The following is a 25768-nucleotide window of genomic DNA, read 5'->3' as shown; positions in this document are numbered from 1 at the left end:
GGCGATCTTTTCCAGTGGTTAATCGTCCAGAACAAAGGCCAGGTAGCGGTCGGCGGAGCGGCGGACGGCCTCGGCGCCGTCGGTGTGCACGATCCGCTTCCACCAGCCGCCGTAGACACGGTCGAAGGCGTACGGCTCCAGGAGCGACAGGGCGCGGCGGATCGTGGCGGGGCGTTCGGGGATCAGGTTGGGGTAGCTGTACATGAAGCCGACCCAGCGGCGGTCGGCCACCACCTGGAGGATGTCGCCGGAGAACAGCGCACCCCGGCCGTCCTCGGCGTCGCGCCAGTGCATGACCTGGCCGCCGTCGAAGTGCACGCCCGCGTTGACCAGCGTCACTCCTTCGAGGATCTCGTGGGTGTCGCCCTCCCAGAAGAGCACCGACTCGTCGGGGCGGGCCACCCAGGCGCGGTCGGCCGCGTGCAGGTGGATCGGCGCGTCGAAGGCGTGCGCCCATTCGACCATCGAGCCGTAGAAGTGCGGGTGGCTGATCGCGATGGCGTCGATCCCGCCGAGCTCGCCGACCTGCCTGATCAGCTCGTCGTCGAGGTGGGTGACCATGTCCCACAGCACGTTGCCGGCGGGGGTGCGGACCAGCAGGGCGCGTTGCCCGATGGCGGTGGCGGGGTCGGTGCCGATGCCGACGACCCCGGTTCCCTCCTCGGCGAGGTGCGCCCTGTGCCCGCTCTCGCGGAGCTCGTTGAGGGAGGTCCAGCGCTGGCCCTCCCAGCCGACGTACTGCCGCTCGTCCTCGCAGATCGGGCAGTCATCCCGCACTGCGGCGTACTGGACCCCGCAGGTGACGCAGATGGGCAGATCGTTCACTTCGGAACTCCTTCGACCGGGTCAGCGCCGGTAGACCTGCTCGCCGCCGACGAAGGTCATCGCGACCCTCGTCCGCCAGATCTCGGTCTGCGGCTCGGTGAACGGGTCGCGGTCCAGGACGGCCAGGTCGGCGCGGTTGCCGGGGATGATGGTGCCGGCGTCGTCGTCGTGGTTGATCCGGGCCGAGCCGGCGGTGTAGGCGGTCAGCGCGGTGGCCAGGTCCAGGCGCTGGCCGGGCAGGAACGGAGTCTGCGCCGTCGGGTAGTCCGCGTGCAGTGAGCCGCCGGGCTCGGTGCGGTTGACGGCCACGTGCATGCCCTGGAACGGGTCGGCGACCGAGACCGGCCAGTCGCTGCCCGCGCAGAAGCGGGTGCCCGAGCGCAGCAGGTCGGCGAAGGGGTACTGCCAGCCGGAGCGCTTCTCGCCCAGGAACGGCAGGGTCAGCTCGTCCATCTGGGCGTGGTGGGTGGCCCAGAGCGGCTGCAGGTTGGCGGTCACGCCGAGCTCGGCGAAGCGCGGCACGTCGGAGGGCTCGACGATCTGCAGGTGCGCGATGTGGTGCCGGTTGGCCGGGTCGGTCCCCTCGAAGCTGTCCAGCGCCTCGCGGACCGCCCGCTCGCCGATGGCGTGGAAGTGGACCTGGAAGCCGTGCCGGTCCAGCTCGGCGACGCACTCCTTCAGCAGCGCCGGCTCCACGTACGACAGGCCGGTGCCGCCGCAGCGGCAGTAGGGCTCGATCACCGCGGCGGTGAAGTTCTCGGTGATGCCGTCCTGCATGATCTTCACCGAGGTGGCGTGGAACCGCTCCAGGCCCGTGGCCGACTCGCGCCGCTCCAGCAGCTCGGGGATCTGCTCGGCGCCGCGCGTCCGATCCCACCACAGCGCGCCCACGACGCGGGCCCGCAGCGCGCCGGAGGCCGCCGCCGAGACGTACGTGGACAGCTGGTCGTCGTAGCCCGCGTAGGAGCCGACGATGGCGTCCTGCCAGCCGGTGATGCCGAGGGAGAACAGGTGGTCCTGGGCCGCCAGCAGCGCCTCGTGCATGTCCCGGGCGCTGGGACGGGGGGTGAGCAGGCCGACCAGGTCCATCGCGCCCTCGTGCAGTACGCCGCTCGGCGTGCCGTCGGCGTCGCGCTCGATCCGGCCGTCGGCCGGGTCGGGGGTGTCGCGGGTGATCCCGGCCAGCTCCAGCGCCCGGCTGTTGACCCAGGCGGCATGGTGGTCGCGCTGGATCAGATAGACCGGGCGGTCGACGACGTCGAGCTGGGAGCGGTGCGGGAGGCCGCCGGGAAAGGCCGACATGTCCCAGCCGCCGCCGTCGATCCATTCGTGGCCGGGGTGGGAGTCCGCGTAGGCGACGATCTTCTCCAGGTACTCCGGCAGGCCGTAGACCTCGGACAGGTCGCACCTGGCCCGCTCCAGGCCCGCCTGCACCGGGTGGATGTGCGCGTCGGTGAACCCGGGGGTCAGCAGGCGGCCGTCCAGGTCGACGACCTCGTGGCCGGGGGCGGCCAGCCGTACGACGTCGGACTCCGTGCCTACGGCGGCGATCCGGCCGTCACGGACCAGCACCGCCTCGGCGAAGGCGTCGGTGGCGAGGAAGACCCGGCCACCCCGGAAGAGCAGGTCGCTCACTGTTGCACCATCCTTCTGTCGGTGGCCCGGAGGCCGCTGACGCCCCCGGGATGCCGCTTGATCACCTACACTGCACGCTCGACCGGCCGAGGTCCAGGGTGAGTTTCTCCGGGCGCCCGCCGCCGTCCGGCGTCCGGGGCCGTTCTTCCCCGGCGCTCAGCGTCCGGTGATGGAGTCGGCGACGCGGGCCAGCACCGAGGTGCGGCCGAGTCCCGCCTTCTCCCTGGCGTCGGCCCGCCGGTAGAGGTCGTACATGGTGTGCACGCCGATCCACCGCAGCGGTTCCACCTCCCAGCCCCGCACCTTGCGGTCCACCCAGGGCAGGGAGGCGAGCTCGGTGTCCTCGCGCAGGATCAGGTCGCGCAGGGTACGGCCGGCGAGGTTGGTCGTGGTCACCCCGTGGCCGGTGTAGCCGCCCGCCCAGCCGATGCCGGTGGCGTGGTCGACGTGCACGGTGGCGCACCAGTCGCGCGGCACGCCGAGCACCCCGGACCAGGCGTGCGCCACCTTCGAGGCCCTGACCGCGGGGAACATCCCGGTCAGCAACTCCCAGAGCGCCTCGATCGTCCACTCGTGGGTGCGGCCCCGCTCGTCCACCCGGGAGCCGTAGAGATAGGGCTTGCCGCGACCGCCGAACGCGATCCGGTCGTCGGCGGTGCGCTGGGCGTACATGTAGTAGTGCGCCATGTCGCCGAGCAGCTCGTGGCCCTCCCAGCCGATCTCGTCCCACAGCCCGCCCAGCGGCTCGGTGACGATCATCGAGCTGTTCATCGGCAGCCAGGCGCGGTGGTACTGCTTCAGCTCGGCGGTGAAACCCTCGGTGGCGCGGATGACGTAGTCTGCGCGGACCGTGCCGTGCGGTGTGCGGGCCTCGCGCGGGGCGATCTCGGTGACCGGGGTGCGCTCGAAGATCTTCACCCCGAGATCCCGCACGGTCTGGGCCAGGCCGCGGGCCAGCTTGGCGGGCTGGATCCTGGCGCAGTGCGGGCTCCAGATCGCGCTGACCGCGCCGGCCACCCGCAGGCGCTCCTCCCGCTCCGCCGGATCGAGCAGCCGCACGTCATCCTCGGTCCAGCCCCAGTGGCGCTCGTGGGCGAGCAACCGGTGCAGCCGCCGGTCCTGGGCGGCGTTGGTGGCGACCGTGGTGACGCCGCCCTTGACGATGTCCGCGTCGATGTTCTCGTTCTTGGCGATCGTGATGACCTCGTCGATCGCCTCGAACATCACTCGCTGCAGCCGCTTGGCCGCGTCCGCGCCGTGCGTCCTGGCGTAGCGCTCGGGGGTGCCCGCCAGCTCGCCGACCAGCCAGCCGCCGTTGCGCCCTGAGGCGCCGTAGCCGGCGAACTCCTTCTCCAGCACCACGACCCGCAGGGTGGGGCTGGCCTTCTTCAGGTAGTAGGCGGTCCACAGGCCGGTGTAGCCGGCGCCGACGATGGCCACGTCGGCGTCGAGGTCGCCGCCGAGGGGAGTGCCGGCCATGGGGATGCCGAGGGAGCGGTACCAGAAGGAGACGTCTCCGTTGACGAAATCCCCAGCCAGGGGAACACGCGTGCTCATGGCCTCATATCCTGCTATATCCGTCTATTGTGATGCGCCCGTCAACGGAAACCGTTGCAGAAAAGCAGTCCTGCCACGTAATGAGTGATCCGCTAGATGTAACGGCAGGCTCACTCATGTGTAGCAGTCCCGTAACAGGGTCAGGTAAGGCTATCCCTCGACAGAGGGAGCATTCTGATGGGGTTTCTGAGGATTCGTACTACCGTTGACGAGCGGCCGGGGCGTCTCGCCTCGCTGGCCGCCGCGCTCGCCGCCAAGGGCGGCAACATCCTGGGCCTGAGCGTCCAGACCGACGCGGACGGCACGGTCGACGAGTTCGTCACGGACATCCCCGCCGGTGCCGAGGCGGTGCGCGAGGCCCTGGAGGCGGCCGGTGGACGCGAGGTCCTGGTCGTCCCCGCCACCGCGCACGAGTTGACGGACGAGCCCACCCGCGTGCTCCTGCTCGCCTCCCGGCTGCGTACGACACCCTGGCGCCTGCCCGAGCTGCTCGGGGAGCTGCTGCGCGCCGACGACTCCCGCTGGGTCTACGGTGCCGAGATGAGCGATCTCCCGGACCCCACGCTGCTCACCGTGCCCGTGGCCCCGCGCCGCGCGATCAGGGTGCGCCGGGCCGAGCTGCCCTTCACCCTGACCGAGGCCGCCCGCGCGGCCTCCTTCGTGCGGCTGGCGCAGCCCCCCGTCGAGCAGCCCGGCACCGACCGTGACATCACGCTCTCCGACGGCGTCGAGGTCCAGGTCCGCCCGCTCACCCGGCTCTACCGCGAGGCCGTACGCGACCTGCACGACCGCTGCTCGCCCGAGGCCCGCAGGTTCCGCTACTTCACCGCGATGCCCCTGCTGCCGCCGAAGGTCTTCGACCGGCTCTGCGACCGCACGAAGGGTCACTCCATCGTCGCCGGGCACGACGGCCAGGTCGTCGGCCTCGCCAACCTGATGTTCACCTCCGACCCCGGCATCGCCGAGATGGCCTTCCTGGTCGAGGACCGCTGGCAGGGCAGGGGGCTGGGCGCGTCCCTGGCCCAGATGCTCGTCGGCCAGGCCCGGGACCTGGGCTTCGCCGAGGTCAGAGCCACCCTGCTCGCCGACAACGTGCGCATGCGCAGGCTCCTGGTCTCGCTTGGCGCGACCCTGAGTTACACCGAGGATCCCGGCGTGGTGGAAGCCAGGCTGGCCGTGGGAGTGATGGCGACGGCATCCCCGAGTTGAACCCATCATTCGGCCTCCCCGTTTCGGGATCGCTCAGGGCTCCCGAAGCGGGGAGGGCCCACTCCATGCCCTCTCACGAGGGCGGGTGCGGGCGGTTCCCTCTCCGACCCCGCCTCGCGGGCGTGTGCCCCGCCCGGTTCTGCGGGAGGGTTCTCAGGGAGCCTGCTCCTTTGGTGGGCCGGGCTCGCGGGGCGCGTCAGCGGCGTCGATGGCGTCCAGCCTGCGCTCGATCCGGTCCAGGCTCTCCTGGATGCGCTCCAGTCTGGCCGAGAGTGACGCGCCCATCACCGGAAAGCCCTCCTCGGCGGTCACCACGCGGTCGGGGCCGCGCTGCCCGAGCAGCGTGATCACCTGGGCGCGTACGGCGTCCAGGCGCGCCCCCTGCCCGGCCAGCACCCGGGCGGCCACGCCCTCGCCCTCGCGGATCAGACCGAGCAGGATGTGCTCGGTGCCGATGTAGGTGTGGTGCAGGCCGAGTGCCTCCCGCAGCGACAGTTCGAGCACCTTCTTGGCGTGCGGGGTGAAGGGGATGTGACTGCCGGGGGTCTCGTCACCCCTGCCGATGATCTCCTCCACGTCGTTCCTGACCCGCTCGCCGTCGATGTCCAGGGCCCGCAGGGCGCGGCCGGCGACGCCGTCCTGCTCAAGGATCAGGCCGAGCAGGATGTGCTCGGTGCCGATGTGGTCGTGGCCGAGTCTCCGGGCCTCCTCCTGGGCCAGGACCACGACGCGGCGGGCACGGTCGGTGAAGCGCTCGAACACTGGGAGCCTCCGTGAGGGGTGTCGAGGTGCTTGCCCCCACTATGCGCCAGACGTCCGGTGAGCGGGAGGAGAAGCTCCGGCGAAATTCTCGTGCCGCCCGATATTCGCCGCGGTAATCGTACATTTTACTGTTAGATTCAGGGCAAATGACTTTTAAACCCGGGGGTGGCGTGCGTAGGGTCGCCCGCATGACGATCGACACGTTCATCGACGCCCTCCCCAAGGTCGAGCTCCACGTCCACCTGATCGGCTCCGCCTCGCCCGCCACCGTGCTGGAACTCGCCCGCCGCCACCCCGGCGGGGGCGTTCCCACGACCGAGGAGGAGCTGCTCGCCTTCTACAAATTCCGCGACTTCCCGCACTTCGCCGAGATCTACCAGGCGATCAACGCCCTGGTCCGGGAGCCCGAGGACGTGGCGACCTTGGTGCTCGGCCTGGCCGCGGACCTGGCCCGGCAGAACGGGCGCTACGTCGAGCTGACCGTCACCCCGTACGCGCACCACGTCATGGGCATGCCGATGCGGGAGGTCACCGAGGCACTCGACCTGGCCGCCCGGCGTGCCGGCGAGGAGCACAGCGTGCGGATGGCGTACGTCTTCGACATCCCCGGCGAGTACGGCGTCGAGGCGGCCCGGGTCACCCTGGACCACGCGCTCGGAGAACCTCCCCAGGCGCTGGTAGGTTTCGGGCTGGCCGGGATCGAACAGGAGCGTCCGAAATATCGCGACGCCTTCCGGGACGCCTTCCGCGCCGCCACCGCCGCCGGGCTGCGCAGCCTGCCGCACGCGGGCGAGATGAGCGGACCGGAGACCATCTGGGAGGTCCTCGACCACCTGGGCGCCGAGCGGATCGGCCATGGCATCGCCTGTGTGCAGGACCCCCGCCTGGTCGCCCACCTGCGCGAGACACAGATCCCGCTGGAGGTCTGCCCCACCTCCAACGTCTGCACCGGCCAGGTCGCCCGCATCGAGGAGCACCCGCTGCCCCGCATGATCGAGGAGGGCCTGTTCGTCACCCTCAACAGCGACGACCCGCCCATGTTCGCCACCACCCTGAGCGGCGAGTACCGCGTCGCCGCCGAACACCTGGGCCTGGACCGTGCCACCCTCGCCACCCTGGCCCGCAACGCCGTCGAGGCCTCGTCCATGGACCCGGCGGGCAAGAAGGAGATCCTCGACGAGATCGACGCTTTCACCGCCTAGCCCTCCGGGACGGCCTCCTGACCGCCCATGACGGCCATCTCGAAGGTCGTGATCGTCAGGTCATGTCGATTCGCGATAGGCGCGCCGTCGCCGCGCGGCCTCGCGGAGCACGGGCGCCTCGTCCGGCTCGTCGAGCGAGGCGACCAACTCGTCGAACTGCTCGGCGGGCATCGGTGTGACGTCGGATGGTTCGGCCACCATCCCCTCCATTCCGCGGTGTTCATGCGGCCCCGTCGCGGACCGAAAGCCACCGTAACGGTAATCGGTGAATCGCACACCGTGACCACGATGGTCGACGCGGGCCGGACCAAGGCGAAAGCGAGGGGCCGGGCTCAGGGGGAGGAGATCCGGCCCAGGGAGGAGGGGATCTTGGAGGCGGCGGCTCGGTCCAGCAGGAAGAGGGTTCGCCGGCTGCCTCGGGCACCGGCCGCGGGGACCTGCATCGTTCCCGAGTCCGACAGGGCCAGCCGCACCGCTCTCGCCTTCTCCTCACCGGCGGCGATCACCCACACGTCGCGGGAGCCCTGGATGACCGGCATCGTCAGCGAGGTGCGGGTGGGCGGCGGCTTGGGCGAGCCGTGCACCGCCACCACCGGGCGGGTGTCGTACAGGGCGGGCATGCCGGGAAAGAGCGAGGCCACATGGCCGTCCGGGCCCATGCCGAGCATCATGAGGTCGAACGACGGCGCCGGGCCGTGGTCCTCGGGGCGCGAGGCCCGGCGGAGCTCCTCGGCGTAGGCGTCGGCCGACTCCTCGGCGGTCATGCCCGAGTCGGGGCCGCGCATCACGTGCACCCGCTCGGGGTCGAGGTCTATGTGGTCCAGCAGGGCCTTGCGGGCACCGGTCTCGTTGCGCTCGGCGTCACCGGCCGGCAGGAAACGCTCGTCGCCCCACCAGATGTCCACCTTGCGCCAGTCGACGGCGTCCCTGGCCGGGGAGGCGGCGATCTCGGCGAGGGTGGCGAGGCCGACGGTGCCGCCGGTCAGGACCAGATGGGCCGAACCCTTGGCCGCCTGGGCGTCGATGGCACGGATGATCACCCGGGCGGCGACGGCCTTGGCGAGCACGTCGGCGTCGCGATGGATGATCACAGTGGGAACGCTCACGGACTTCTCTTTCGAGGAAAGGCGCCCCGCGGCAGGCCGCGGGGCGCTCACGACTCATGACTTGCGGGTCCGGGCGAGCCGCTGGATCGCGGCCGCGTAGATCTCGTCGGGGTCCAGCCGCCGCAGCTCCTCGGCGAGCAGGTCCGACGTCGGGCGCCGGGCCAGCGCGACCCGGCGGTCCGGCTGGCCGGGACGCGAGAGCATGGCCAGGCGGCCGTCGCCCCGGGTGATGGTGATGTCGCCGTCGCCCGAGACCAGCTTGACGGCGGTCAGGCCGGGGCCGGGAGAGTCGGAGACCTTCACCGGCGCGCCGAGGCGCTCACCGAGCCAGGCCGCCAGCAGCAGGGCGCTGGCATGGCCGGCCACGGCCTCCACGGTGCCCCGCTTGACCTTGGCCACCGGCTGGTCGAACGCGGCGGCCAGCAGGCTCCGCCACGTCGTCAGCCGGGTCCAGGCCAGGTCGGTGTCGCCGGGCACGTACCCGCGGGCCCGGCCGGCGATCGCCTTGACCGAGTCGGGTGCGGACCGCGCGTCGACGATGCGGCGCTGGGCCAGCATGCCGATCGGATCCGCGGCCGGGACCTCGGGGCAGTCGCTGGGCCACCAGGCGACCACCGGGGTGTCGGTGAGCAGCAGCGGGCTGACCACCGAGTCGGCGTGCCTGGTCAGCTCCCCGTACAGCCGGAGCAGTATCACCTCGCCCGGGGTCGACTCGCCGAACCGGATCTCGGCGTCGAGCCGGTTGGGCTCGTGCGGGTCGCGGGGAATGACGACCAGTATCCGGGAGGGGTGCTCCCTGGCCGCCTCGGTCGCCGCCCGGACCGCGTCGTACTGGTCGCTCTCGCCACAGACCACCACCAGGGTCAGCACCATGCCGACGGCCGGGGTGCCCATCTGGTGGCGCAGGTGGGTGAGCTGGGAGGAGATCTTCGAGGCGGTCGTGCCGCTGAGCATGAAGCTGGTCATCTAAAGCCGCCTCCAGACGCGCCCGTCACGGGCCATCATCTCGTCGGCCGAGGCCGGCCCCCAGGTGCCCGCGGGATACTCCTCCGGCGGGCCCTGGGTGCTCCAGAAGTCCTCGATCGGGTCGAGGATCTTCCAGGACAGCTCGACCTCGCGCTGGTGCGGGAAGAGCGGCGGGTCGCCGATCAGCACGTCGAGCAGCAGCCGCTCGTAGGCCTCGGGGGAGGACTCCATGAACGACTCGCCGTAGGCGAAGTCCATCGAGACGTCCCTGACCTCCATGGCGGTGCCCGGAACCTTGGAGCCGAACCGCACAGTGATGCCCTCGTCCGGCTGTACCCGGATGACCAGGGCGTTCTGCCCGAGTATCTCGGTGTCGTCCTTGCTGAACGGAAGGTGCGGCGCGCGCTGGAACACCACGGCCACCTCGGTGACCCGGCGGCTGAGCCTTTTGCCGGTGCGCAGGTAGAACGGCACCCCCGCCCAACGCCGGTTGGCGATCTCCAGCTTGATGGCGGCGTAGGTCTCGGTGATCGAGTCGGGCGGGATGCCCTCCTCCTGCGTGTAGCCGATGACCGGCTCGCCGCCCTGCCAGCCGGCCCCGTAACGGCCGCGCGCGGTGGTCAGCGACAGGTCCGACGGCAGCCGCACCGCCTTGAGGACCTTCTCCTTCTCCCTGCGCAGCGAGTCGGCCCCGAACGACGTCGGATCCTCCATGCCGACCAGGGCCAGCAACTGCAGCAGGTGGTTCTGGATCACGTCGCGCGCCGCGCCGATGCCGTCGTAGTAGCCGGCCCGGCCGCCGATGCCGATGTCCTCGGCCATCGTGATCTGCACGTGGTCGACATAACCCCGGTTCCAGATCGGCTCGAACAGGTTGTTGGCGAACCGCAGCGCCAGGATGTTCTGGACGGTCTCCTTGCCCAGGTAGTGGTCTATGCGGAACACCGAGCTCTCCGGGAAGACCGCGCTGGTGATCGCGTTGAGCTCCTGGGCGCTCCGCAGGTCGTGCCCGAACGGCTTCTCGATCACCACCCGGCGCCAGGAGCCCTTGGGGCCGTCCGCCAGGTCGGTCCGCTTCAGCTGCTGGACCACGACGGGGAAGAACTTCGGCGGCACCGACAGGTAGAAGCCGTAGTTGCCGCCGGTGCCCCGGGTCTCGTCGATCTCCTTGAGCATCATCGCCAGCGCGTCGAAGGCGCCGTCGTCGGTGAACTCACCGCGGCAGAAGAAGATGCCCTCCGACAGCTGCTTCCAGACCTCCTCGCGGAACGGCGTGCGCGCGTGTTCCTTGACGGCGTCGTGGGTCAGCTGCGCGAAGTCCTGGTCCTCCCAGTCCCGGCGGGCGAAGCCGACCAGGGAGAAGCCCGGGGGCAGCAGCCCCCGGTTCGCCAGGTCGTAGATCGCCGGTAGCAGCTTCTTGCGTGCCAGGTCGCCGGTCACGCCGAACAGCACCAGCACGCACGGCCCCGCCACGCGCGGCAGGCGCTTGTCGCGCGGGTCGCGCAGCGGGTTGGACTCGATCAGGGCCTCGGTGATGCCGGCGGTCGAGGCGGCGGTGGCCGTGGTGACCGCCCCCTCGTGCGCGGTGCCCGTGGTGGTGAGCTCCTCGGCCCGAGGCCGGTCGGCCTGGGGCGGGGAGTTCTCCTTGCTCATTCGAACCTCCGGCGACCCATCAGACCTCCCGTGAGGCGGCGAGCAGGTGCGCGACACCGGCGGCACGGTCGGTCAGGTGCAGTCGCACGGCGGGGCGCCCCCGGCTGGCCAGGGCACCCAGGTCGCCCAGCGCCTGGGCGAGCTGGAGGCGGCCCAGGGTGTAGGGCTTGCCGGGAACCTCCAGGTCGTTCTCGACGGCCCCGGTGATCTGCAGGAACACCCCGTTCTGCGGGCCGCCCTTGTGGTACTGGCCGGTGGAGTGCAGGAAGCGGGGTCCCCACCCGAAGGTGACCGGCCGCTCGGTGCGGACCGCGAGCATCCCGCGGAGCGTGGCCGGGTCGGCCGCGCTCCACACATCCGTCATCTCCTCGAACGAGGCGCCCTCGGGGTACGGGGCGTCGAAGGCCGCCTCCCTGTCGAGGTAGGCCATCACCGCGAGGTAGCCGTCGGAGGGGATCGCCTCCAACAGCCCGGTGAGCACGTCGGACAGGTTCTTGGGGGCTTCCACGCCCGGCGGCAGCTCGCCGTAGACCTCCACCGGGCCGTCGACGAGGATCGGGGTGCCGACCGGCAGCTCGCTCTGGTCGAGCAGCTTGGCGGTGTTCTCCTTGGACTCGGCCACGTTCGGCTGGTTGAACGGGTCGATGCCCAGGACACGCCCGGCGACGGCCGTGGCGTACTCCCAGATGAGGAACTGCGCGCCCAGCGGGCCGGCGACGGTCACCACGCCGTCGGTGTCGATCCCGGCGAGCAGCTCGTCGTCGGCGTCGCCGGGGTCGGCGCCCACGACGGGCAGGATGCCCTTGCCGGACTTGCCGGTGGACTCGGCGACCAGCTGCTCGATCCAGTCGGGCAGGCCGTTGATCTCCGAAAGGCCGTCCTCGATCACGAGCTTGTCGCGCCCGGCGACCGCGGCGGCACCCAGGGCGGCGCCCAGGTCGAGGCCGGGGTTGCCCTCTGAGCGCGACAGCAGCGGCAGCACCTCGGCGGCGTCGTCGAGCAGCCGCTCGACGTCGGCGCCCGCCAGCGCGCTGGGCACCAGCCCGAACGCCGTCAGGGCGCTGTAGCGGCCGCCCACGTTCGGGTCGGCCAGGACCACCCGGTAGCCCGCCTCGCGGGCGCTGAGCTCCAGCGGCGAGCCCGGGTCGGTGATGACGACGATCCTTCTCGCCGGGTCGATCCCGGCGTCGCGGAAGGCCTTCTCGTAGATCCGCCGGTGGCTGTCGGTCTCGACGGTGCCGCCGCTCTTGCTGGCGACGACCAGGAGCGTGCTCTCCAGCCGGTCCTCCAGCGCGCGGCGCACCTGGCCGGGGTCGGTGGTGTCGAGGACGGTCAGCGGGACGTCGGCGGAGCCGGTGATGACCTCGGGAGCGAGGGAGGAGCCGCCCATGCCCGCCAGGACCACGTGGTCCAGGCCCTCGGCGCGGGCCCACTCCACCAGCTCGCCGATCTCACCGAGCAGTGGCCTGCTCGTCAGCGGGAGGTTGAGCCAGCCGAGGCGGACGGCCGCCTCGGGCTCGGCCTCCGGGCCCCACAGCGTGGGGTCGCCGGCGGCCAGGGACTGGGGGACCCCCTCGGAGACGAGCCGGCCGGCCGTCTCCGAGGCCTGCTCGGTGAGGTCGTCCTCGCCGAACGTTACGGACACTGACATGTGTTCCCTCATGCCTTCTTCAGCTCGGCGGCGACGGTCGCCAGCAGGTCGGTCCAGGAGGCCTCGAACTTGTCCACGCCGTCCTCCTCCAGGAACCTCACGACGTCGTCGTAGTCGATGCCGATCTCCTTGAGCGCGGCCATGGTGTTCCAGGCCTCCTCGTAGGAGGAGCGGACCGTGTCACCGGTGATCCTGCCATGGTCGGCGGCCGCCTCGAGGGTCTTCTCCGGCATCGTGTTGACGGTGCCGGAGGTGACCAGCCCGTCGACGTAGAGGGTGTCGGGGTACTCGGGGTTCTTGGTGCCGGTGGAGGCCCACAGGGGGCGCTGCGGCCGGGCTCCGGCCAGGGCCAGCGCCTGCCAGCGCGGGGAGGCGACGACCTCCTCGAAGGCGGCGAAGGCCAGCCGGGCATTGGCGAGCGCGGCCTTGCCCTTCAGCGCCAGGGCCTCGGGGGTGCCGATCTTGTCCAGGCGCTTGTCGATCTCGCCGTCCAGCCGGCTGACGAAGAACGAGGCCACCGACTCGATGTTCGACAGGTCGAGGCCCTTGGCCTTGGCCTGCTCAAGGCCGCTCAGCCAGGCGTTCATCACGGCGCGGTAGCGTTCCAGGGAGAAGATCAGCGTGACGTTGACGCTGATGCCCTCGGAGATCGCCTGGGTGATCGCGGGCAGGCCCTCGACGGTGGCCGGGATCTTGATGAACAGGTTGGGCCGGTCGACCAGCCACCACAGCGCGCGCGCCTCGGCGACGGTCTTCTCCGTCTCCCTGGCCAGGCGCGGGTCGACCTCGATCGACACCCGGCCGTCCACGGTGCCGGTGGCGTCGTAGACGGGGCGCAGCACGTCGGCGGCCCAGCGGATGTCGTAGGTGGTGATGGAGCGCACCGCCTCCTCGACGTCGACGCCGCGGATCTTCAGATCGTGCAGCTGGGTGTCGTAGGCGTCGCCCTTGCTCAGCGCGGAGGCGAAGATCGTCGGGTTGGAGGTGACGCCGACCACCTGCCGGTCGCGGATCAGCGACTGGAGATTGCCGGTGCGCAGACGCTCGCGGCTGATGTCGTCCAGCCAGATGGAGACGCCCTGCTCGGAGAGTTTCCTCAGGATCTCACTCATGATCAGTTTCCTGTCGTCTCGCCCTTGTCGGCTCCGGTCTTGGCGAGGCTCGCCTTGGCTGCGGCGACCACGCGCTCGGCGGTCAGGCCGAACTGCTCATAGAGGGTCTTGTAGGGAGCCGAGGCACCGAAGTGCTCCAGGCTGACCACTTCCCCGTCATCTCCTACGAACTCCCGCCAGCCCAGTGAGATTCCCGCCTCCACCGCCACGCGCGCGCGGACCGAGGAGGGCAGCACCGTCTGCCGGTAGGCCGTGTCCTGGGCGTGGAACCACTCCACACACGGCATCGACACGACCCGGGTGGCGATGCCCTCCGCCTCCAGGATCCCGCGGGCCTCGACGGCCAGCTCGACCTCGGAGCCGGTGCCGATCAGGACCACCGCGGGCTGCCCGTTGGAGGCCTCCTGCAGGATGTAGCCGCCGCGGGCGACCTTCGTCGCGTCGCGGGTGCCCTCGTAGACCGGCAGGTTCTGGCGGGTCAGCGCCAGCGCGGCCGGGCGGTCGTTGTGCTCGAGCACGACCTGCCAGGCGGCGGCGGTCTCGTTGGCGTCGGCGGGGCGGACCACGTCGAGGCCGGGGATGGCGCGCAGCGCCCACAGGTGCTCGACGGGCTGGTGCGTCGGGCCGTCCTCGCCCAGGCCGATGGAGTCGTGCGTCCACACGTAGGTGACCGGCAGCTTCATCAGCGCCGCCAGCCGCACGGCCGGACGCATGTAGTCGCTGAAGACCAGGAACGTGCCGCCGTAGGGGCGGGTGCCGTTGTGCAGCGCGATGCCGTTGAGGATCGCCCCCATGCCGTGCTCGCGGATGCCGAAGTGCAGCGTGCGGCCGTAGGGGTTGCCGGGGAAGTCCCTGGTCTGGAACTCCTCGGGGATGAAGGACGGCTCGCCCTTCATCGTGGTGTTGTTGGACTCGGCCAGGTCGGCCGAGCCGCCCCACAGCTCGGGCAGCACCGGCGCGAGGCTGTTGAGCACCTCGCCGGAGGCCTTGCGGGTGGCGATGGAGGAGCCGGCCTCGAAGATCGGCAGCGCCTCGCTCCAGCCGGCGGGGAGCTGCCGCACGGAGATGCGGTCGAACTCGGCGGCGCGCTCGGGGTTGGCCTCGCGCCAGCTCTGGTAGAGCTTGTCCCACTCGGCCCGTGCGGCGCGGCCGCGCTCGACGACCCCGCGGGCGTGCTCGAGGACCTCGGCGGGGACGTCGAAGCTCTTGGTCTCGTCAAGGCCCAGGATCTTCTTGGTGGCGGCGACCTCGTCGGCGCCCAGCGCCGAGCCGTGGATCTTGCCGGTGTTCTTCTTGTTGGGGGCGGGCCAGCCGATGATCGTGCGCAGCCGGATGAACGACGGCCTGCCGGTCTCGGCGCGGGCGGCCTCCAGCGCCTGGTGCAGCGCCTCGACGTCCTCGACGTAGTCGCCGGTCCGCGTCCAGTCGACGGTCTGGGTGTGCCAGCCGTACGCCTCGTAGCGCTTGACGACGTCCTCGCTCAGCGCGATCTGGGTGTCGTCCTCGATCGAGATGTGGTTGCTGTCGAAGACGACGGTCAGGTTGCCCAGCCTCTGGTGGCCCGCGAGGGCGCTGACCTCGTGGCTGATGCCCTCCTCGATGTCCCCCTCGGAGGCGATGCACCAGATGTGGTGGTCGAACGGGCTCGCGCCCTGCGCCGCGTCCGGGTCGAACAGGCCGCGCTCGCGGCGGGCGGCCATGGCCATGCCGACCGCGTTGCCCAGGCCCTGGCCCAGCGGCCCCGTGGTGGTCTCGACGCCGACGGTGTGGCCGTGCTCGGGGTGGCCGGGGGTCAGGCTCTCCCACTGGCGCAGCGCCTTGAGGTCGTCCAGGCTCAGGCCATAGCCCGACAGGTAGAGCTGGATGTAGAGGGTCAGGCTGGTGTGACCGGCCGAAAGGACGAACCGGTCACGGCCCACCCAGGAGGGGTCTGCCGGATCATGCCGCATCACCTGCTGGAACAGCAGGTACGCGGCGGGCGCCAGGCTCATCGCGGTGCCCGGGTGGCCCGAGCCCGCCTTCTCTACCGCATCCATGGCCAGGGCCCGTACGACATCGACCGCGCGGCGGTCCAGGTCGCTCCATTCAAGGGCTGGCACGAGTTCGCTGCTCAACTGCTCGGTCTCCGGATCTAATAGTGTGATGGTGGCGCCGGTCTGGTATTTCCCGCCCACATGGGACCCTAACGGTTTCGGCCGCGCTACCGTGGCGTAGGTCGACCTGGTGCGGGTCCACGGGACTCATGGGCGGTTCCCCGGCGGTTGTCGTCTCGCGCCGCTTCCGCACCCCGTGCCGGGACCGGCCTCCCCTGCAACTACAGTGAGTCCTCAAGGCTGGCTGGTGCCCGCATTCACGGATCCGCTCTAATCAGAGGTTACGCGTTGACCCCGCACGTGCTGGAAGCGCCTTAGATGGTGCTCACCGACAAGCAATCGACGGTCCCGCCCGAGGCGGGCACGGCCGCAGGCGTCGTGCCTCGCTCCTTCGGCGACGTCGTGAAGGCCTACGTCGCCCTCACGAAGCCGCGGATCATCGAGCTGCTGCTGATCACGACGCTGCCGGTGATGTTCCTGGCGGCCAAGGGCCTGCCACCGCTGTGGATCGCCGTCAACACCCTGGTGTTCGGCACCCTGTCGGCGGGCAGCGCGAACGCCCTGAACTGCTACATCGACCGTGACATCGACGCGGCCATGCGCCGCACCCGGCGCCGCCCGCTCGCCCGCGACCTGGTGCCGCCGACCAATGCGCTGATCTTCGGAGTCATTCTCGGGGTGCTGTCGACCCTTGGCCTCGGGTTGACCGTGAACTGGCTCGCCGCCGGCCTGTCGCTGGCCGCGAACCTGTTCTACGTGCTCGTCTACTCGATGATCCTCAAGCGGCGGACCTCGCAGAACGTGGTGTGGGGGGGTATCGCGGGCTGCATGCCGGTGCTGATCGGCTGGGCCGGCGTCACCGGCAGCCTCGACTGGGCCCCCGTGGTGCTCTTCGGCGTGGTGTTCTTCTGGACGCCTCCGCACACCTGGACCCTCGCCATGCGCTACAAGGAGGACTACGCCGCGGCGAAGGTCCCCATGCTCCCGGTGGTCGCCACCGAGCGCCGGGTGGTGCTGGAGAGCATCGTCTACACCTGGGCGACGGTGCTCTGCTCGCTGCTGCTGTGGCCGGTGGCCGGAACCACCCTGCTCTATCCCGCCGTCGCCGCCGTCCTCGGCGCCGCCTGCCTGTGGGAGGTTCACCGCCTCCTCGGCCGGGTCAACGCGGGCAAGACAGGGGTCGATCTGCGCCCGATGCGCTTCTTCCACTGGTCCAACGCCTACCTGGCGCTGCTGTTCCTCGCCGTCGCCATCGACTCGATGTTCGTCTGAGCCCTCTCACCGGTACGCTCTCCTGCCACCTGCCCGTTTCCGCGTCCCGTTCGAGGGGGAGACGTCTCCCGGGTGGGGAACACGTTTTCTTGGCCGGCCCGGGCCGGGCCTGGTCGTGGGGAGGGCAACTCATGGTCGTCGGAAAACCTCGGGAGCCGGATCACCGCTCCGGCCCCGGGACCGTTCCAGCGCTCGGCATGGTTTCCGTATCCGGGGCGTGGAGGGCCGGCCGCCAGGCGCCGATCGTAGACCTTCACGCTGGGATATCCCGGTTTGATTCGTGGGGTGGAAGCCAACGGTTACGGTTACCTCATGGCCAGCCGTGACCCCCGGTGGGTGCTCAGGGACCGCCCGTCGCTCGCGCTGATCACCGGACTCGTCCTGACGGGACTGTGCGGCCTGGTGTCGCTCTCCTTCGACGTGCTGAACGGCGACCCCGTCTACTTCTTCATCGCCCTGATCCTCGCGCTCGCGCCCGTTCCCGTGCTGCTGGCCGCGGTGCTGGCGCTCGACCGGATCGAGCCCGAGCCGCGAGGCAACCTGATCTTCGCGTTCGCCTGGGGAGCGGGCGTGGCGGTCCTGGTCGCCGGGGTCGTCAACTCCCTCGGCCTCGTCTACATCGAGAACGCCGCCGGGCTCGGCTACGACTACGCGCGCAACATCGCCGCCACGTTCGGCGCCCCGGTGGTCGAGGAGACGATGAAGGGCCTGGTGCTGCTGGGCCTGCTCAGGTTCAGGCGCGCGGAGCTCGACGGGCCCACCGACGGCATCATCTACGCCAGCATGGTCGGCCTCGGCTTCGCCATGAGCGAGAACGTCAGCTACTACGTGGCCGCGCTCGACGACATGGGCGCGCAGGGCCTGGCGGTGACCGTCGTGCTGCGCGGAGTCCTCTCACCGTTCGCCCACCCGCTGTTCACCTCCATGATCGGTGTCGCGGTGGCCTACGCGGCGCAGCGCCGGGGGTCTGGCCGGATCTTCGTCATCGCCGCCGGGTGGATCGGCGCGATGCTGCTGCACGGCATCTGGAACGGCTTCGCCTCCTACGTCGGCTTCGCCGGCCTGGCCATCGCCTACCTGCTGCTGATGATCGTGCTGTTCGTGCTGATCTGGATCATCTTCCGCGACCGCAAGCGGATCATCGGGCTCATCCAGACCTACCTGCCCGCCTACTGGGCGACGGGGCTGGTCTCCTCGTACGACATCGCGATGCTCTCCTCCCTGCCGGGGCGCCGCCACGCCAGGCAATGGGCCAGGAACAACGGCGGCAGGGCGGGTCTGCGGGCGATGAGCGACTACCAGCTCGCGGCCACCGAGCTGGGCCTGCTCCACGAGCGGGCCAGGGGGCACGTGATCGACGAGCGTACGTTCAACGAGGAGCAGCGGGCACTGCTGGAGTGCATGGCCGCCTCCCGCGCCCAGTTCCCCCCGCAGCCGCCACCACCGCCACCGCAGCCCCCCGGCGGCGGCAACGTCCCGCCGGGGTACGGGCCCGGCGCCCGGCCGCCGGGCGGCTCGCCGTATCCGTGGGGCGGTGCCCCCGGGACCTCGGGGCACCCCGACGCCGCTCAGTGGCGTCCGCCCCCCGGGCGCGGCGTTCACCCCGACTGAAGCGCGGCCTCCAGGGAGGTCTCGCGCGGCCCGGGGAAGACGGGAGCGGAGTCGAGGACCACGGCGTCGAGGAGGCCCTTCGCGGAGGCGGCGAACTCGCGGGCCGCGTAGGCGTAGGTGGAGGCCCACCGCTGGGAGGAGTCGTCGCCCACGCCGAAGGTCTCCAGGCCCGCCCTGCGGCACAGGGTGACGGCTCTGGGCAGGTGGAAGAGCTGGGTGACCACGGTGAGGCGGGTGGCGCCGAACACGGCGCGGGCACGCACGCACGAGTCCCAGGTGTCGAAACCGGCGTAGTCGAGGACGAGCGCCCTGGCCGGTATGCCACGGGCGAGCAGGTAGTCGCGCATCACGGTCGGCTCGTCGTACTCGATCCGCCCGTTGTCGCCCGACAGCAGGATCGCCCTGACCTTGCCGGCCCGGTACAGCTCGGCGGAGATGTCCAGCCGTCTGGCCAGCATCGGGGAAGGGGTGCCCCCGAAGGCGGCCGCCCCCAGCACCAGCGCCACCGGCGCCTCGGGAACCCCGGCGATCCAGCCGGGTGAGGAGTCCGCGATCACCCGGTGGCCGGAGCTGGCCAGCCAGACCCAGGTCAGCGGTGCGACGGCCAGGACGCTCAGCAGCACCGCGCCCTGGTAGGAGAGCCGGAGGAACCTTCGCGACAGCGGCATCGGGCCATTGTCGCGGTCAGGTGACGGCCGAGTCGAACGTGTCCGGGGGGTCAGGATCCTCCGGACCGGTTTCCACGCGGCCGTCGCGGGCCTTTCCCGGCGGGAGCGGAGCCGACGGTCAGGCCGGGACCCGGTCGAGTTGGTCCGCGCCCTCGGCGGCCGTCGCGCCCGCCGGGCCGCGCGAGCGCATCGTGAACACCACCCGCAGCGCGCAGACCCAGACCAGGGTCGAGCCGAGCACGTGGAGGTTGACCAGGGCCGCGGGCACGCCCAGGAAGTACTGGACGTATCCGATTCCGCCCTGCGCCACCTCCACGCCGAGCAGCGTCCAGGCGGCCCGCCGGGCGTTCCCGGGCGCGTCGGTGATGTGCAGCGCGAACGCCAGCGCGAAGGTGAGGCCGACCACCACATAGGCGACGTCGGCGTGGATCCTCGCCACGGTCTCGATGTCGAAGTCGAACCGGGAGGCCATCACGTCCCCGGAGTGCGGCCCGGTGCCGGTCACCACCACGCCCACGACGAGCAGGATGAACACCGCGGCGGTGAGCACGAAACCGAGCGTGCGGACGTGCTGGTTGACCAGGCGTCGCGGCGGGCCCGCGCCCTCGCCGGCCCGGACATACAGCGCGTACGCCGCGGCGATCATGCCGACGGAGACCAGGAAGTGCACGCCCACGGTGACCGGGTTGAGCGCGGTGCGCACGACCAGGCCGCCCCAGAGTCCCTGCACGGCCACGCCGATCGGCTGCAGCCAGGCCAGCCTGACCAGATCGGGGCGGCGGGGCAGCAGCCGCAGGGCGGCGAGCAGGCAGGCCAGGCCGATGGCCAGCACCAGGAAGGTCAGCAGCCGGTTGCCGAACTCGATCGCCATGTTGATCGGTGAGATGTCGTCGTGGGCCACCGGGATGAAGCTGTCCGGCGTGCACCTGGGCCAGGTGGGGCAGCCCAGGCCGGAGCCGGTGACCCGCACCGCGGCACCCGTCACCGTGATCCCGACGTTGGCCGCCACCGACGCCAGCGCCCAGCGGCGCAGGGTGCGGAAGGTCGGCGGCCCCACGATCCAGGTCAGTTTCGCGGTCCGCAGACGGGTCTGGTCAAGGAGGTGCTTCACGGCTCACATGCTAGGCGGCGAGGAGGGCGGTCCCGCCGTGGCCCCCTGGCGCCGGGGCCGGTACGGAGGCTTTCGCCCCGGTCGTTTCACGCCTGCCGGCATCTCGGGCAGGGGCCGCTCACCTCGGACGGCGTGCCTCACGGGTCCACGGGTAGGGGTGGGCTGAGCCGGTGGCACGCCCGTGACGTCCGGTCCGGTGCATTGATCCATGGAAAGGTATGTGACATATTACTGGCGAGCCCGGGAGCGAGGTGAGTCATGCCGGACGTCGTGGTCGTCGGAGCCGGGGTCGTCGGCGCCGCCTGCGCCTACTACGCCGCCCGTGCGGGGCTGGACGTGGTGGTCGTCGACCGGGGGGCGGTGGCGGGCGGCACGACGGGCGCGGGCGAGGGCAACGTGCTGGTCTCCGACAAGGAGCCGGGCCCCGAACTCGACCTGGCGCTGCTCTCCAACCGGCTCTGGCGTGACCTGGCCGCCGACGGGCCCGACAGCGGGTTCGACGGTGGGTTCGAGTTCGAGGCCAAGGGCGGCCTGGTGGTCGCCGAGACGGACGAGGTGCTTGAGGCACTCACCGGCCTGGCGGGCAGGCAGGGCGTCGAGTGCGTCGCCGTCGCCGCCGGAGAGCTCGGCGACTACGAGCCCCACCTGGCGAAAGGGCTCGCCGGTGGCGTGTTCTACCCGCACGACGCCCAGGTGCAGCCGATGCTGGCGGCGGCCAGGCTCATCCGGCGGGGCGCGGAACGGTTCGGGCACGGCGCCCTGATGCTGCGCACCGGTGTCACGGTGACCGGCTTCCTTAGCGACGGCGACCGGGTGACCGGCGTCACCACCTCCTGCGGCGACATCCTCGCCGGAGCCGTCGTCAACGCCGCGGGCACCTGGGGCGGCGAGATCGCCGCGCTGGCCGGGGTGCGCGTCCCCATCCTGCCCAGGCGCGGTTTCATCCTGGTCACCGAGCCACTCGCCGGGCCGCTCATCAGGCACAAGGTCTACACCGCCGACTACGTCACCGCGGTGGCCAGCGACTCGGAGGGGCTGGAGACGTCCGCCGTCGTGGAGAGCACCCCGTCGGGGCCGGTGCTCATCGGCGCCAGCCGCGAGCGGGTCGGCTTCGACCGCACGGTCTCCGTTCCGGTGCTCGAACGCCTCGCCCGCCAGGCCGTCGAACTGTTCCCCGTCCTGGCGGCCTACCGGGTGATCCGGGCCTACTGCGGTTTCCGTCCCTACTGCCCCGACCACCTGCCGGTGATCGGCGAGGATCCCCGGGTCCCCGGGCTCTACCACGCCTGTGGCCACGAAGGCGCGGGTATCGGCCTGGCACCGGCCACCGGCCACCTGATCGCCCGGCTCCTGGCAGGACTCCGCCCCGAGGTGGACCTCGCCCCCTTTCGCCCGGACCGTTTCCCGCTGGAGGCGTCATGACCCAGGGTGTCCGATGAGGGGGCCGTACCGCCTGGTGCGGGCGCGGCCGGAGCCGGAGTTCGAGATCAGCGTGGACGGCGCCCCCGTCGCGGTGATCCCAGGCCAGAGTGTCGGCGCCGCCATGCACGGCGCGGGCATCCGCTCGTGGCGCACCACCAGGTTCGGCGGGCGCCCGCGCGGGCTCTTCTGCGGCATCGGGGTCTGCTTCGACTGCCTGGTCACGGTGAACGGGGTCCCCTCCCTGCGTGCCTGCCTGACCGAGGCCCGCCCAGGAGACCTGGTCACCACCGGAGACGCTCCGGTGCGGGACGTTCCCGGCGCCGGAGGGGAGCGGTGAGCGGCCGATGACACAGATCCACGACCTGGCCGTCGTCGGCGCGGGTCCCGCCGGGGTCGCGGGCGCGCTCACCGCCGCCCTGGCCGGGCTGGACGTCGTGCTGGTCGACGGGGCCGGACGACCGGGCGGCCAGTACTTCCGGCGCCCCGCCGAGGGGTTCCACGCCGCCAGGCCCGGCGCGCTCCACCACGGCCTGGACAGGTTCACCCGCCAGTGGGAGACGCTCCGTGAGCGCGCCGAGGTACTGCTGAGCACGCGGGTCTGGGCCGTCGGGCGCGCGGGCGGGGCGATCACCGTGCGCTGCCTGGAGGGAGACCGCGAGGAACGGCCCCGTACGGTGACCGCGCGCGGGCTGCTGGTCGCCACCGGCGCCCACGACAGGCCGCTGCCGTTCCCCGGCTGGGACCTGCCGGGCGTGCTCACCGCGGGCGGTGCGCAGGCACTGCTCAAGGGTGACCTGGTCCTCGCGGGCCGCAGGGTCGTGGTCGCGGGGACCGGCCCCTTCCTGCTCCCGGTCGCCGCGGGCCTGGCGGACGCGGGGGCCCGGGTGCTCGGCGTGCACGAGGCCAACCGCAGGTTCGGGCTCGCCAGGCATCCGCTGCTCGCCGCCGGCCGGGCGGCGGAGGCCCTCGGGTACGTGGCGCGCCTGGCCCGCCACCGGGTTCCCTACCGCGGTCGTGAGGCGGTGATCGCCGCGCACGGTGAGACCGCGCTGACCCACGTCACCGTGGCGAGCCTGGACCCCGCCTGGCGGCCGCTCTCGACGAGAACCGTCGCCTGCGACACCCTCGCCTGCGGCTACGGTTTCGTCCCCCAGCTCGACCTGCCCCTCCAGCTGGACTGCGCCACCCGCCGCGACCCCGACGGCGGTCCGGTCGTCGCGGTGGACGCGGGAATGCGCACCAGCGTGCCCGGCGTCTACGCGGCGGGGGAGGCCACCGGTGTCGGCGGGGCCGCGCTCGCCGAGGTGGAGGGCCGGATCGCGGGCCGGGCCGCGGCCGCCGACCTGGGCCGCCCCACGCCGCCCGACCCCGCCCTGTCCCGGCGCAGGGACCGGCTCGCCGCCTTCGCGCGAGCCCTGCAGGGCGCCTACCCGCTACGGCCGGGCTGGCAGGACTGGCTCCGCGACGACACGCTGGTGTGCCGCTGCGAGGAGGTGCCCCTGTCGGCGGTACGCGAGGCCCAGGCCATGGGCGCCGTCGACGCGCGCTCGGTCAAGCTGCTGGCGCGCCCGGGGATGGGGTGGTGCCAGGGCCGGATGTGCGGCTACGCGGTCGCCTGCCTCGTCGGCGAGGATCTCGCGCCGCCCCGGCGCCCGATCGCCCAGCCCGTCAGGCTCGGCGACCTCGCCGCGCGGACCCCGGCCTCCCCGGACCGGCGGGGAAACCTCCCCGACCCGGACGGGCCGGAGCCCCCTGACTTCGTACCGGCTTGAACCCCCCTCGGAAGGATGAAGCATGGCGACCCGCGTGAAACCCTGGCACGGCGTGACGGTGGCCACCGCGCTGCCCCTGCGCGTGGACCTCTCGGTCGATCTGGACGGCTACGCCGAACACTGCCGGTGGCTGGTCGCCTCCGGCTGTGACGGCGTCGTGCCGAACGGGTCGCTGGGTGAGTACCAGACGCTGACCTCCCAGGAACGGGCCTCGGTGGTGGAGACCGCGGTCGCGGCCGTCGGCGGCGACCGCGTCATGCCGGGTGTCGCGGCCTACGGCGCCCTGGAGGCCCGCCGCTGGGCCGAGCAGGCCGGTGAGGCCGGGTGCCGCGCGGTGATGCTGCTCCCGCCGAACGCCTACCGCGCCGACGACAGGACGGTGCTGGAGCACTACCGCGAGGTGGCCAGGGCCGGTCTGCCGGTGGTGGCCTACAACAACCCCTTCGACACCCGGGTGGACCTCAGCCCACGCCTGCTGGCCGCCCTGCACTCCGAGGGCCTGATCGCGGGCGTCAAGGAGTTCAGCGGCGACGTCCGCCGGATCTACGAGATCGCCGAGCTGGCCCCGGGGCTGGACGTGCTGGCCGGAGCCGACGACGTGCTGCTCGAACTGGTCACCGCCGGAGCGGTCGGCTGGGTGGCCGGCTTCCCCAACGCGCTGCCCGCCTCGACGGTCGCCCTCTACCGGGCGGCCGCCGCCGGGGACACGGCCACCGCGCTGCCGCTCTACCGAGCGCTGCACCCGCTGCTCCGCTGGGACTCCAAACCGGTGTTCGTGCAGGCCATCAAGCTCTCCATGGACCTGGCCGGACGCCACGGCGGCCCGTGCCGCCCGCCCAGGCTCGGGCTCCCCGGCGAGCAGGAGGCCGCGGTCCGCGCGGCCACCGAGAAGGCCCTGGCCGAGGGCCTGCGGTAGGCCGGTCCCGTTTTCCCTTTCTCGCGAGGAGAGTCGATGAGGACGAAGAGGGTCTTCCACGCGGTGGACTCCCACACCGAGGGCATGCCCACCCGGGTGATCACCGGGGGAGTGGGGGTCATCCCCGGTGTGACCATGGCCGAGCGGCGCGAGCACTTCCTGGCCGAGATGGACCACCTGCGGACCCTGCTCATGTACGAGCCCCGCGGCCACTCGGCGATGAGCGGGGCCATCCTGCAGCCGCCCACCCGGCCCGACGCCGACTACGGCGTGCTCTACATCGAGGTGTCGGGCTGCCTGCCCATGTGCGGGCACGGCACCATCGGCGTCGCCACGGTCCTCGTCGAGACCGGGATGGTGGAGGTCGCCGAGCCGGTCACCACCATCAGGCTGGACACCCCGGCCGGGCTGGTCGTCGCCGAGGTCAGGGTCGAGGACGGGGCCGCCACCGAGGTGACCATCACCAACGTGCCCTCCTTCAGCGCGGGGCTGGACCGCGTCGTCAAGGTGCCCGGCATCGGTGAGGTCGCCTACGACCTCGCCTACGGCGGCAACTACTACGCGATCCTGCCGATCGAGTCCGTGGGCCTGCCGTTCGAGCGCTCGCACGGCCGGCGGATCCTCGACGCGGGGCTGGCCGTCATGGGGGCGATCAACGAGCAGGACGAGCCGGTGCACCCGCTGGCCCCCGGTATCAGGGGCTGCCATCACGTGCAGTTCACGGCACCGGGCTCCGACGCCAGGCACTCGCGGCACGCGATGGCGATCCATCCCGGCTGGTTCGACCGCTCGCCCTGCGGCACCGGCACCAGCGCCAGGATGGCCCAGCTGCACGCCAGGGGCGAGCTCCCGATGGACACCGATTTCGTGAACGAGTCGTTCATCGGCACCCGGTTCGTCGGGCGGCTCGTCGGGGAGACGGAGGTGGCGGGCCTGCCCGCGGTGGTCCCCGCCATCACCGGGCGGGCGTGGGTCACCGGCACCGCCCAGTACTTCCTCGACCCGCGCGACCCGTTCCCCGAGGGTTTCCTCCTCTGACCCGCTACCCCGCCGACCTGCTGACATCTGGATTGACCGGGCCTGACCCGCCGCTCCCCGGCCGGTCGGCCCCCGGCCGGTCCGCGGTCGGTCGCACCCGGTCTGACCAGCGGAGACGTCACCGTTCCCGGCTCCGGTGGCGATCTGTGTCCCGGTGGGTCGCAGCTTGCGGAAGAAGCGGTGTCCT

At 71.7% G+C, this 25768-nt stretch carries 21 protein-coding genes and 1 pseudogene; 9 read left to right on the top strand and 13 right to left on the bottom strand.

The window, feature by feature from the left end; all coding sequences use genetic code 11:
* Positions 1–18 precede the first annotated feature (18 nt).
* The 3 genes from ABT130_RS10535 to ABT130_RS10525 all read right to left on the bottom strand — a co-directional run bounded on the left by ABT130_RS10535 (position 19) and on the right by ABT130_RS10525 (position 4017).
* The gene (locus tag ABT130_RS10535) at positions 19–825 is read right to left on the bottom strand and encodes an MBL fold metallo-hydrolase (protein WP_350918880.1); all 807 of its coding nucleotides are present in this window, start codon (positions 823–825) and stop codon (positions 19–21) included.
* Between the two features lie 21 nt (positions 826–846).
* Entirely contained in the window at positions 847–2460 is a 1614-nt protein-coding gene (locus ABT130_RS10530) for an amidohydrolase (RefSeq protein ID WP_350954536.1), read from the bottom strand.
* A gap of 156 nt (positions 2461–2616) precedes the next feature.
* Positions 2617–4017, bottom strand: coding sequence for an NAD(P)/FAD-dependent oxidoreductase (locus ABT130_RS10525; protein ID WP_350954534.1), 1401 nt, complete (start codon positions 4015–4017; stop codon positions 2617–2619).
* A gap of 177 nt (positions 4018–4194) precedes the next feature.
* Between ABT130_RS10525 and ABT130_RS10520 the strand changes: the two genes are divergently transcribed.
* Positions 4195–5226 (top strand): GNAT family N-acetyltransferase, encoded by a 1032-nt coding sequence (locus tag ABT130_RS10520; RefSeq protein WP_350954531.1) that lies wholly within the window; start codon positions 4195–4197, stop codon positions 5224–5226.
* A 306-nt stretch (positions 5227–5532) separates the two neighbouring features.
* Here ABT130_RS10520 and ABT130_RS10515 read toward each other — a convergent pair.
* Positions 5533–5988: pseudogene (locus ABT130_RS10515) on the bottom strand (Clp protease N-terminal domain-containing protein); the annotation flags it as partial.
* A 188-nt stretch (positions 5989–6176) separates the two neighbouring features.
* Here ABT130_RS10515 and add point away from each other — a divergent pair.
* Positions 6177–7190 (top strand): adenosine deaminase, encoded by a 1014-nt coding sequence (gene add, locus ABT130_RS10510; RefSeq protein ID WP_350954528.1) that lies wholly within the window; start codon positions 6177–6179, stop codon positions 7188–7190.
* A 60-nt stretch (positions 7191–7250) separates the two neighbouring features.
* Here add and ABT130_RS10505 read toward each other — a convergent pair whose 3' ends face one another.
* The 7 genes from ABT130_RS10505 to tkt form a co-directional block, all read right to left on the bottom strand.
* The gene (locus ABT130_RS10505) at positions 7251–7391 is read right to left on the bottom strand and encodes a hypothetical protein (RefSeq protein WP_350954525.1); all 141 of its coding nucleotides are present in this window, start codon (positions 7389–7391) and stop codon (positions 7251–7253) included.
* A gap of 131 nt (positions 7392–7522) precedes the next feature.
* Positions 7523–8296: a 6-phosphogluconolactonase gene (gene pgl / locus ABT130_RS10500; protein WP_350954522.1), complete on the bottom strand. Its 774-nt coding sequence runs from the start codon at positions 8294–8296 to the stop codon at positions 7523–7525.
* A gap of 54 nt (positions 8297–8350) precedes the next feature.
* Positions 8351–9262 carry a glucose-6-phosphate dehydrogenase assembly protein OpcA gene (locus ABT130_RS10495; protein ID WP_350918901.1) on the bottom strand — a complete coding sequence of 304 codons (912 nt, stop codon included), beginning with the start codon at positions 9260–9262 and terminating at the stop codon, positions 8351–8353.
* On the bottom strand, positions 9263–10915 hold the full coding sequence (zwf, locus tag ABT130_RS10490; RefSeq protein ID WP_350918904.1) for a glucose-6-phosphate dehydrogenase: 1653 nt from the start codon (positions 10913–10915) through the stop codon (positions 9263–9265).
* A gap of 19 nt (positions 10916–10934) precedes the next feature.
* Positions 10935–12566 carry a phosphoglucose isomerase-related protein gene (locus tag ABT130_RS10485; protein ID WP_350954520.1) on the bottom strand — a complete coding sequence of 544 codons (1632 nt, stop codon included), beginning with the start codon at positions 12564–12566 and terminating at the stop codon, positions 10935–10937.
* Positions 12567–12574: 8 nt separating this feature from the next.
* Positions 12575–13678 (bottom strand): transaldolase, encoded by a 1104-nt coding sequence (gene tal, locus ABT130_RS10480; RefSeq protein ID WP_350918910.1) that lies wholly within the window; start codon positions 13676–13678, stop codon positions 12575–12577.
* Between the two features lie 2 nt (positions 13679–13680).
* Positions 13681–15777: a transketolase gene (gene tkt / locus ABT130_RS10475; RefSeq protein ID WP_350954518.1), complete on the bottom strand. Its 2097-nt coding sequence runs from the start codon at positions 15775–15777 to the stop codon at positions 13681–13683.
* A gap of 312 nt (positions 15778–16089) precedes the next feature.
* Here tkt and ABT130_RS10470 point away from each other — a divergent pair, with 312 nt between their 5' ends.
* Together ABT130_RS10470 and ABT130_RS10465 are read left to right on the top strand one after the other, a co-directional pair.
* Positions 16090–17043 carry a heme o synthase gene (locus ABT130_RS10470; RefSeq protein WP_350954515.1) on the top strand — a complete coding sequence of 318 codons (954 nt, stop codon included), beginning with the start codon at positions 16090–16092 and terminating at the stop codon, positions 17041–17043.
* Between the two features lie 312 nt (positions 17044–17355).
* A complete protein-coding gene (locus tag ABT130_RS10465) occupies positions 17356–18654 on the top strand; it encodes a PrsW family intramembrane metalloprotease (RefSeq protein WP_350918919.1) in 1299 nt (432 codons plus the stop codon).
* Here ABT130_RS10465 and ABT130_RS10460 read toward each other — a convergent pair.
* Positions 18642–19322 carry a SanA/YdcF family protein gene (locus tag ABT130_RS10460; protein WP_350954513.1) on the bottom strand — a complete coding sequence of 227 codons (681 nt, stop codon included), beginning with the start codon at positions 19320–19322 and terminating at the stop codon, positions 18642–18644. The genes ABT130_RS10465 and ABT130_RS10460 overlap by 13 nt on opposite strands.
* Before the next feature lie 118 nt (positions 19323–19440).
* On the bottom strand, positions 19441–20433 hold the full coding sequence (locus tag ABT130_RS10455) for a COX15/CtaA family protein (RefSeq protein WP_350954510.1): 993 nt from the start codon (positions 20431–20433) through the stop codon (positions 19441–19443).
* Between the two features lie 258 nt (positions 20434–20691).
* On the opposite strand from ABT130_RS10455, the gene ABT130_RS10450 reads away from it, so the two are divergent.
* Genes ABT130_RS10450 through ABT130_RS10430 form a run of 5 tightly spaced genes read left to right on the top strand, consistent with a single transcriptional unit; the run spans position 20692 to position 25581 of the window.
* Positions 20692–21855, top strand: a complete 1164-nt coding sequence (locus ABT130_RS10450; protein WP_350954507.1) for an NAD(P)/FAD-dependent oxidoreductase — start codon at positions 20692–20694, stop codon at positions 21853–21855.
* Between the two features lie 13 nt (positions 21856–21868).
* Positions 21869–22192, top strand: a complete 324-nt coding sequence (locus ABT130_RS10445) for a (2Fe-2S)-binding protein (protein WP_350918931.1) — start codon at positions 21869–21871, stop codon at positions 22190–22192.
* Positions 22193–22199: 7 nt separating this feature from the next.
* The gene (locus ABT130_RS10440; protein WP_350954504.1) at positions 22200–23627 is read left to right on the top strand and encodes an FAD-dependent oxidoreductase; all 1428 of its coding nucleotides are present in this window, start codon (positions 22200–22202) and stop codon (positions 23625–23627) included.
* Positions 23628–23649: 22 nt separating this feature from the next.
* Positions 23650–24543, top strand: coding sequence for a dihydrodipicolinate synthase family protein (locus tag ABT130_RS10435; protein ID WP_350954501.1), 894 nt, complete (start codon positions 23650–23652; stop codon positions 24541–24543).
* Positions 24544–24579: 36 nt separating this feature from the next.
* On the top strand, positions 24580–25581 hold the full coding sequence (locus tag ABT130_RS10430) for a proline racemase family protein (protein WP_350954498.1): 1002 nt from the start codon (positions 24580–24582) through the stop codon (positions 25579–25581).
* The last annotated feature ends 187 nt before the right edge of the window (positions 25582–25768 follow it).

It is taken from the genome of Streptosporangium sp. NPDC001681 (assembly GCF_040298085.1).
GTDB lineage: Bacteria > Actinomycetota > Actinomycetes > Streptosporangiales > Streptosporangiaceae > Streptosporangium.
The sequence above is the reverse complement of the archived record's forward strand: the minus strand, read 5'-3'. Positions and strand labels throughout refer to the sequence as shown.

Bases quoted from the DNA above. Each gene is read 5' to 3' on its own strand.
- ABT130_RS10525 (WP_350954534.1), bottom strand. From the start codon at position 4,017: ATGAGCACGCGTGTTCCCCTGGCTGGGGATTTCGTCAACGGAGACGTC.
- ABT130_RS10520 (WP_350954531.1), top strand. From the start codon at position 4,195: ATGGGGTTTCTGAGGATTCGTACTACCGTTGACGAGCGGCCGGGGCGT.
- add (WP_350954528.1), top strand. From the start codon at position 6,177: ATGACGATCGACACGTTCATCGACGCCCTCCCCAAGGTCGAGCTCCAC.
- ABT130_RS10505 (WP_350954525.1), bottom strand. From the start codon at position 7,391: ATGGTGGCCGAACCATCCGACGTCACACCGATGCCCGCCGAGCAGTTC.
- ABT130_RS10495 (WP_350918901.1), bottom strand. From the start codon at position 9,262: ATGACCAGCTTCATGCTCAGCGGCACGACCGCCTCGAAGATCTCCTCC.
- zwf (WP_350918904.1), bottom strand. From the start codon at position 10,915: ATGAGCAAGGAGAACTCCCCGCCCCAGGCCGACCGGCCTCGGGCCGAG.
- ABT130_RS10485 (WP_350954520.1), bottom strand. From the start codon at position 12,566: ATGTCAGTGTCCGTAACGTTCGGCGAGGACGACCTCACCGAGCAGGCC.
- tal (WP_350918910.1), bottom strand. From the start codon at position 13,678: ATGAGTGAGATCCTGAGGAAACTCTCCGAGCAGGGCGTCTCCATCTGG.
- ABT130_RS10470 (WP_350954515.1), top strand. From the start codon at position 16,090: ATGGTGCTCACCGACAAGCAATCGACGGTCCCGCCCGAGGCGGGCACG.
- ABT130_RS10465 (WP_350918919.1), top strand. From the start codon at position 17,356: ATGGCCAGCCGTGACCCCCGGTGGGTGCTCAGGGACCGCCCGTCGCTC.
- ABT130_RS10460 (WP_350954513.1), bottom strand. From the start codon at position 19,322: ATGCCGCTGTCGCGAAGGTTCCTCCGGCTCTCCTACCAGGGCGCGGTG.
- ABT130_RS10450 (WP_350954507.1), top strand. From the start codon at position 20,692: ATGCCGGACGTCGTGGTCGTCGGAGCCGGGGTCGTCGGCGCCGCCTGC.
- ABT130_RS10445 (WP_350918931.1), top strand. From the start codon at position 21,869: ATGAGGGGGCCGTACCGCCTGGTGCGGGCGCGGCCGGAGCCGGAGTTC.
- ABT130_RS10440 (WP_350954504.1), top strand. From the start codon at position 22,200: ATGACACAGATCCACGACCTGGCCGTCGTCGGCGCGGGTCCCGCCGGG.
- ABT130_RS10435 (WP_350954501.1), top strand. From the start codon at position 23,650: ATGGCGACCCGCGTGAAACCCTGGCACGGCGTGACGGTGGCCACCGCG.
- ABT130_RS10430 (WP_350954498.1), top strand. From the start codon at position 24,580: ATGAGGACGAAGAGGGTCTTCCACGCGGTGGACTCCCACACCGAGGGC.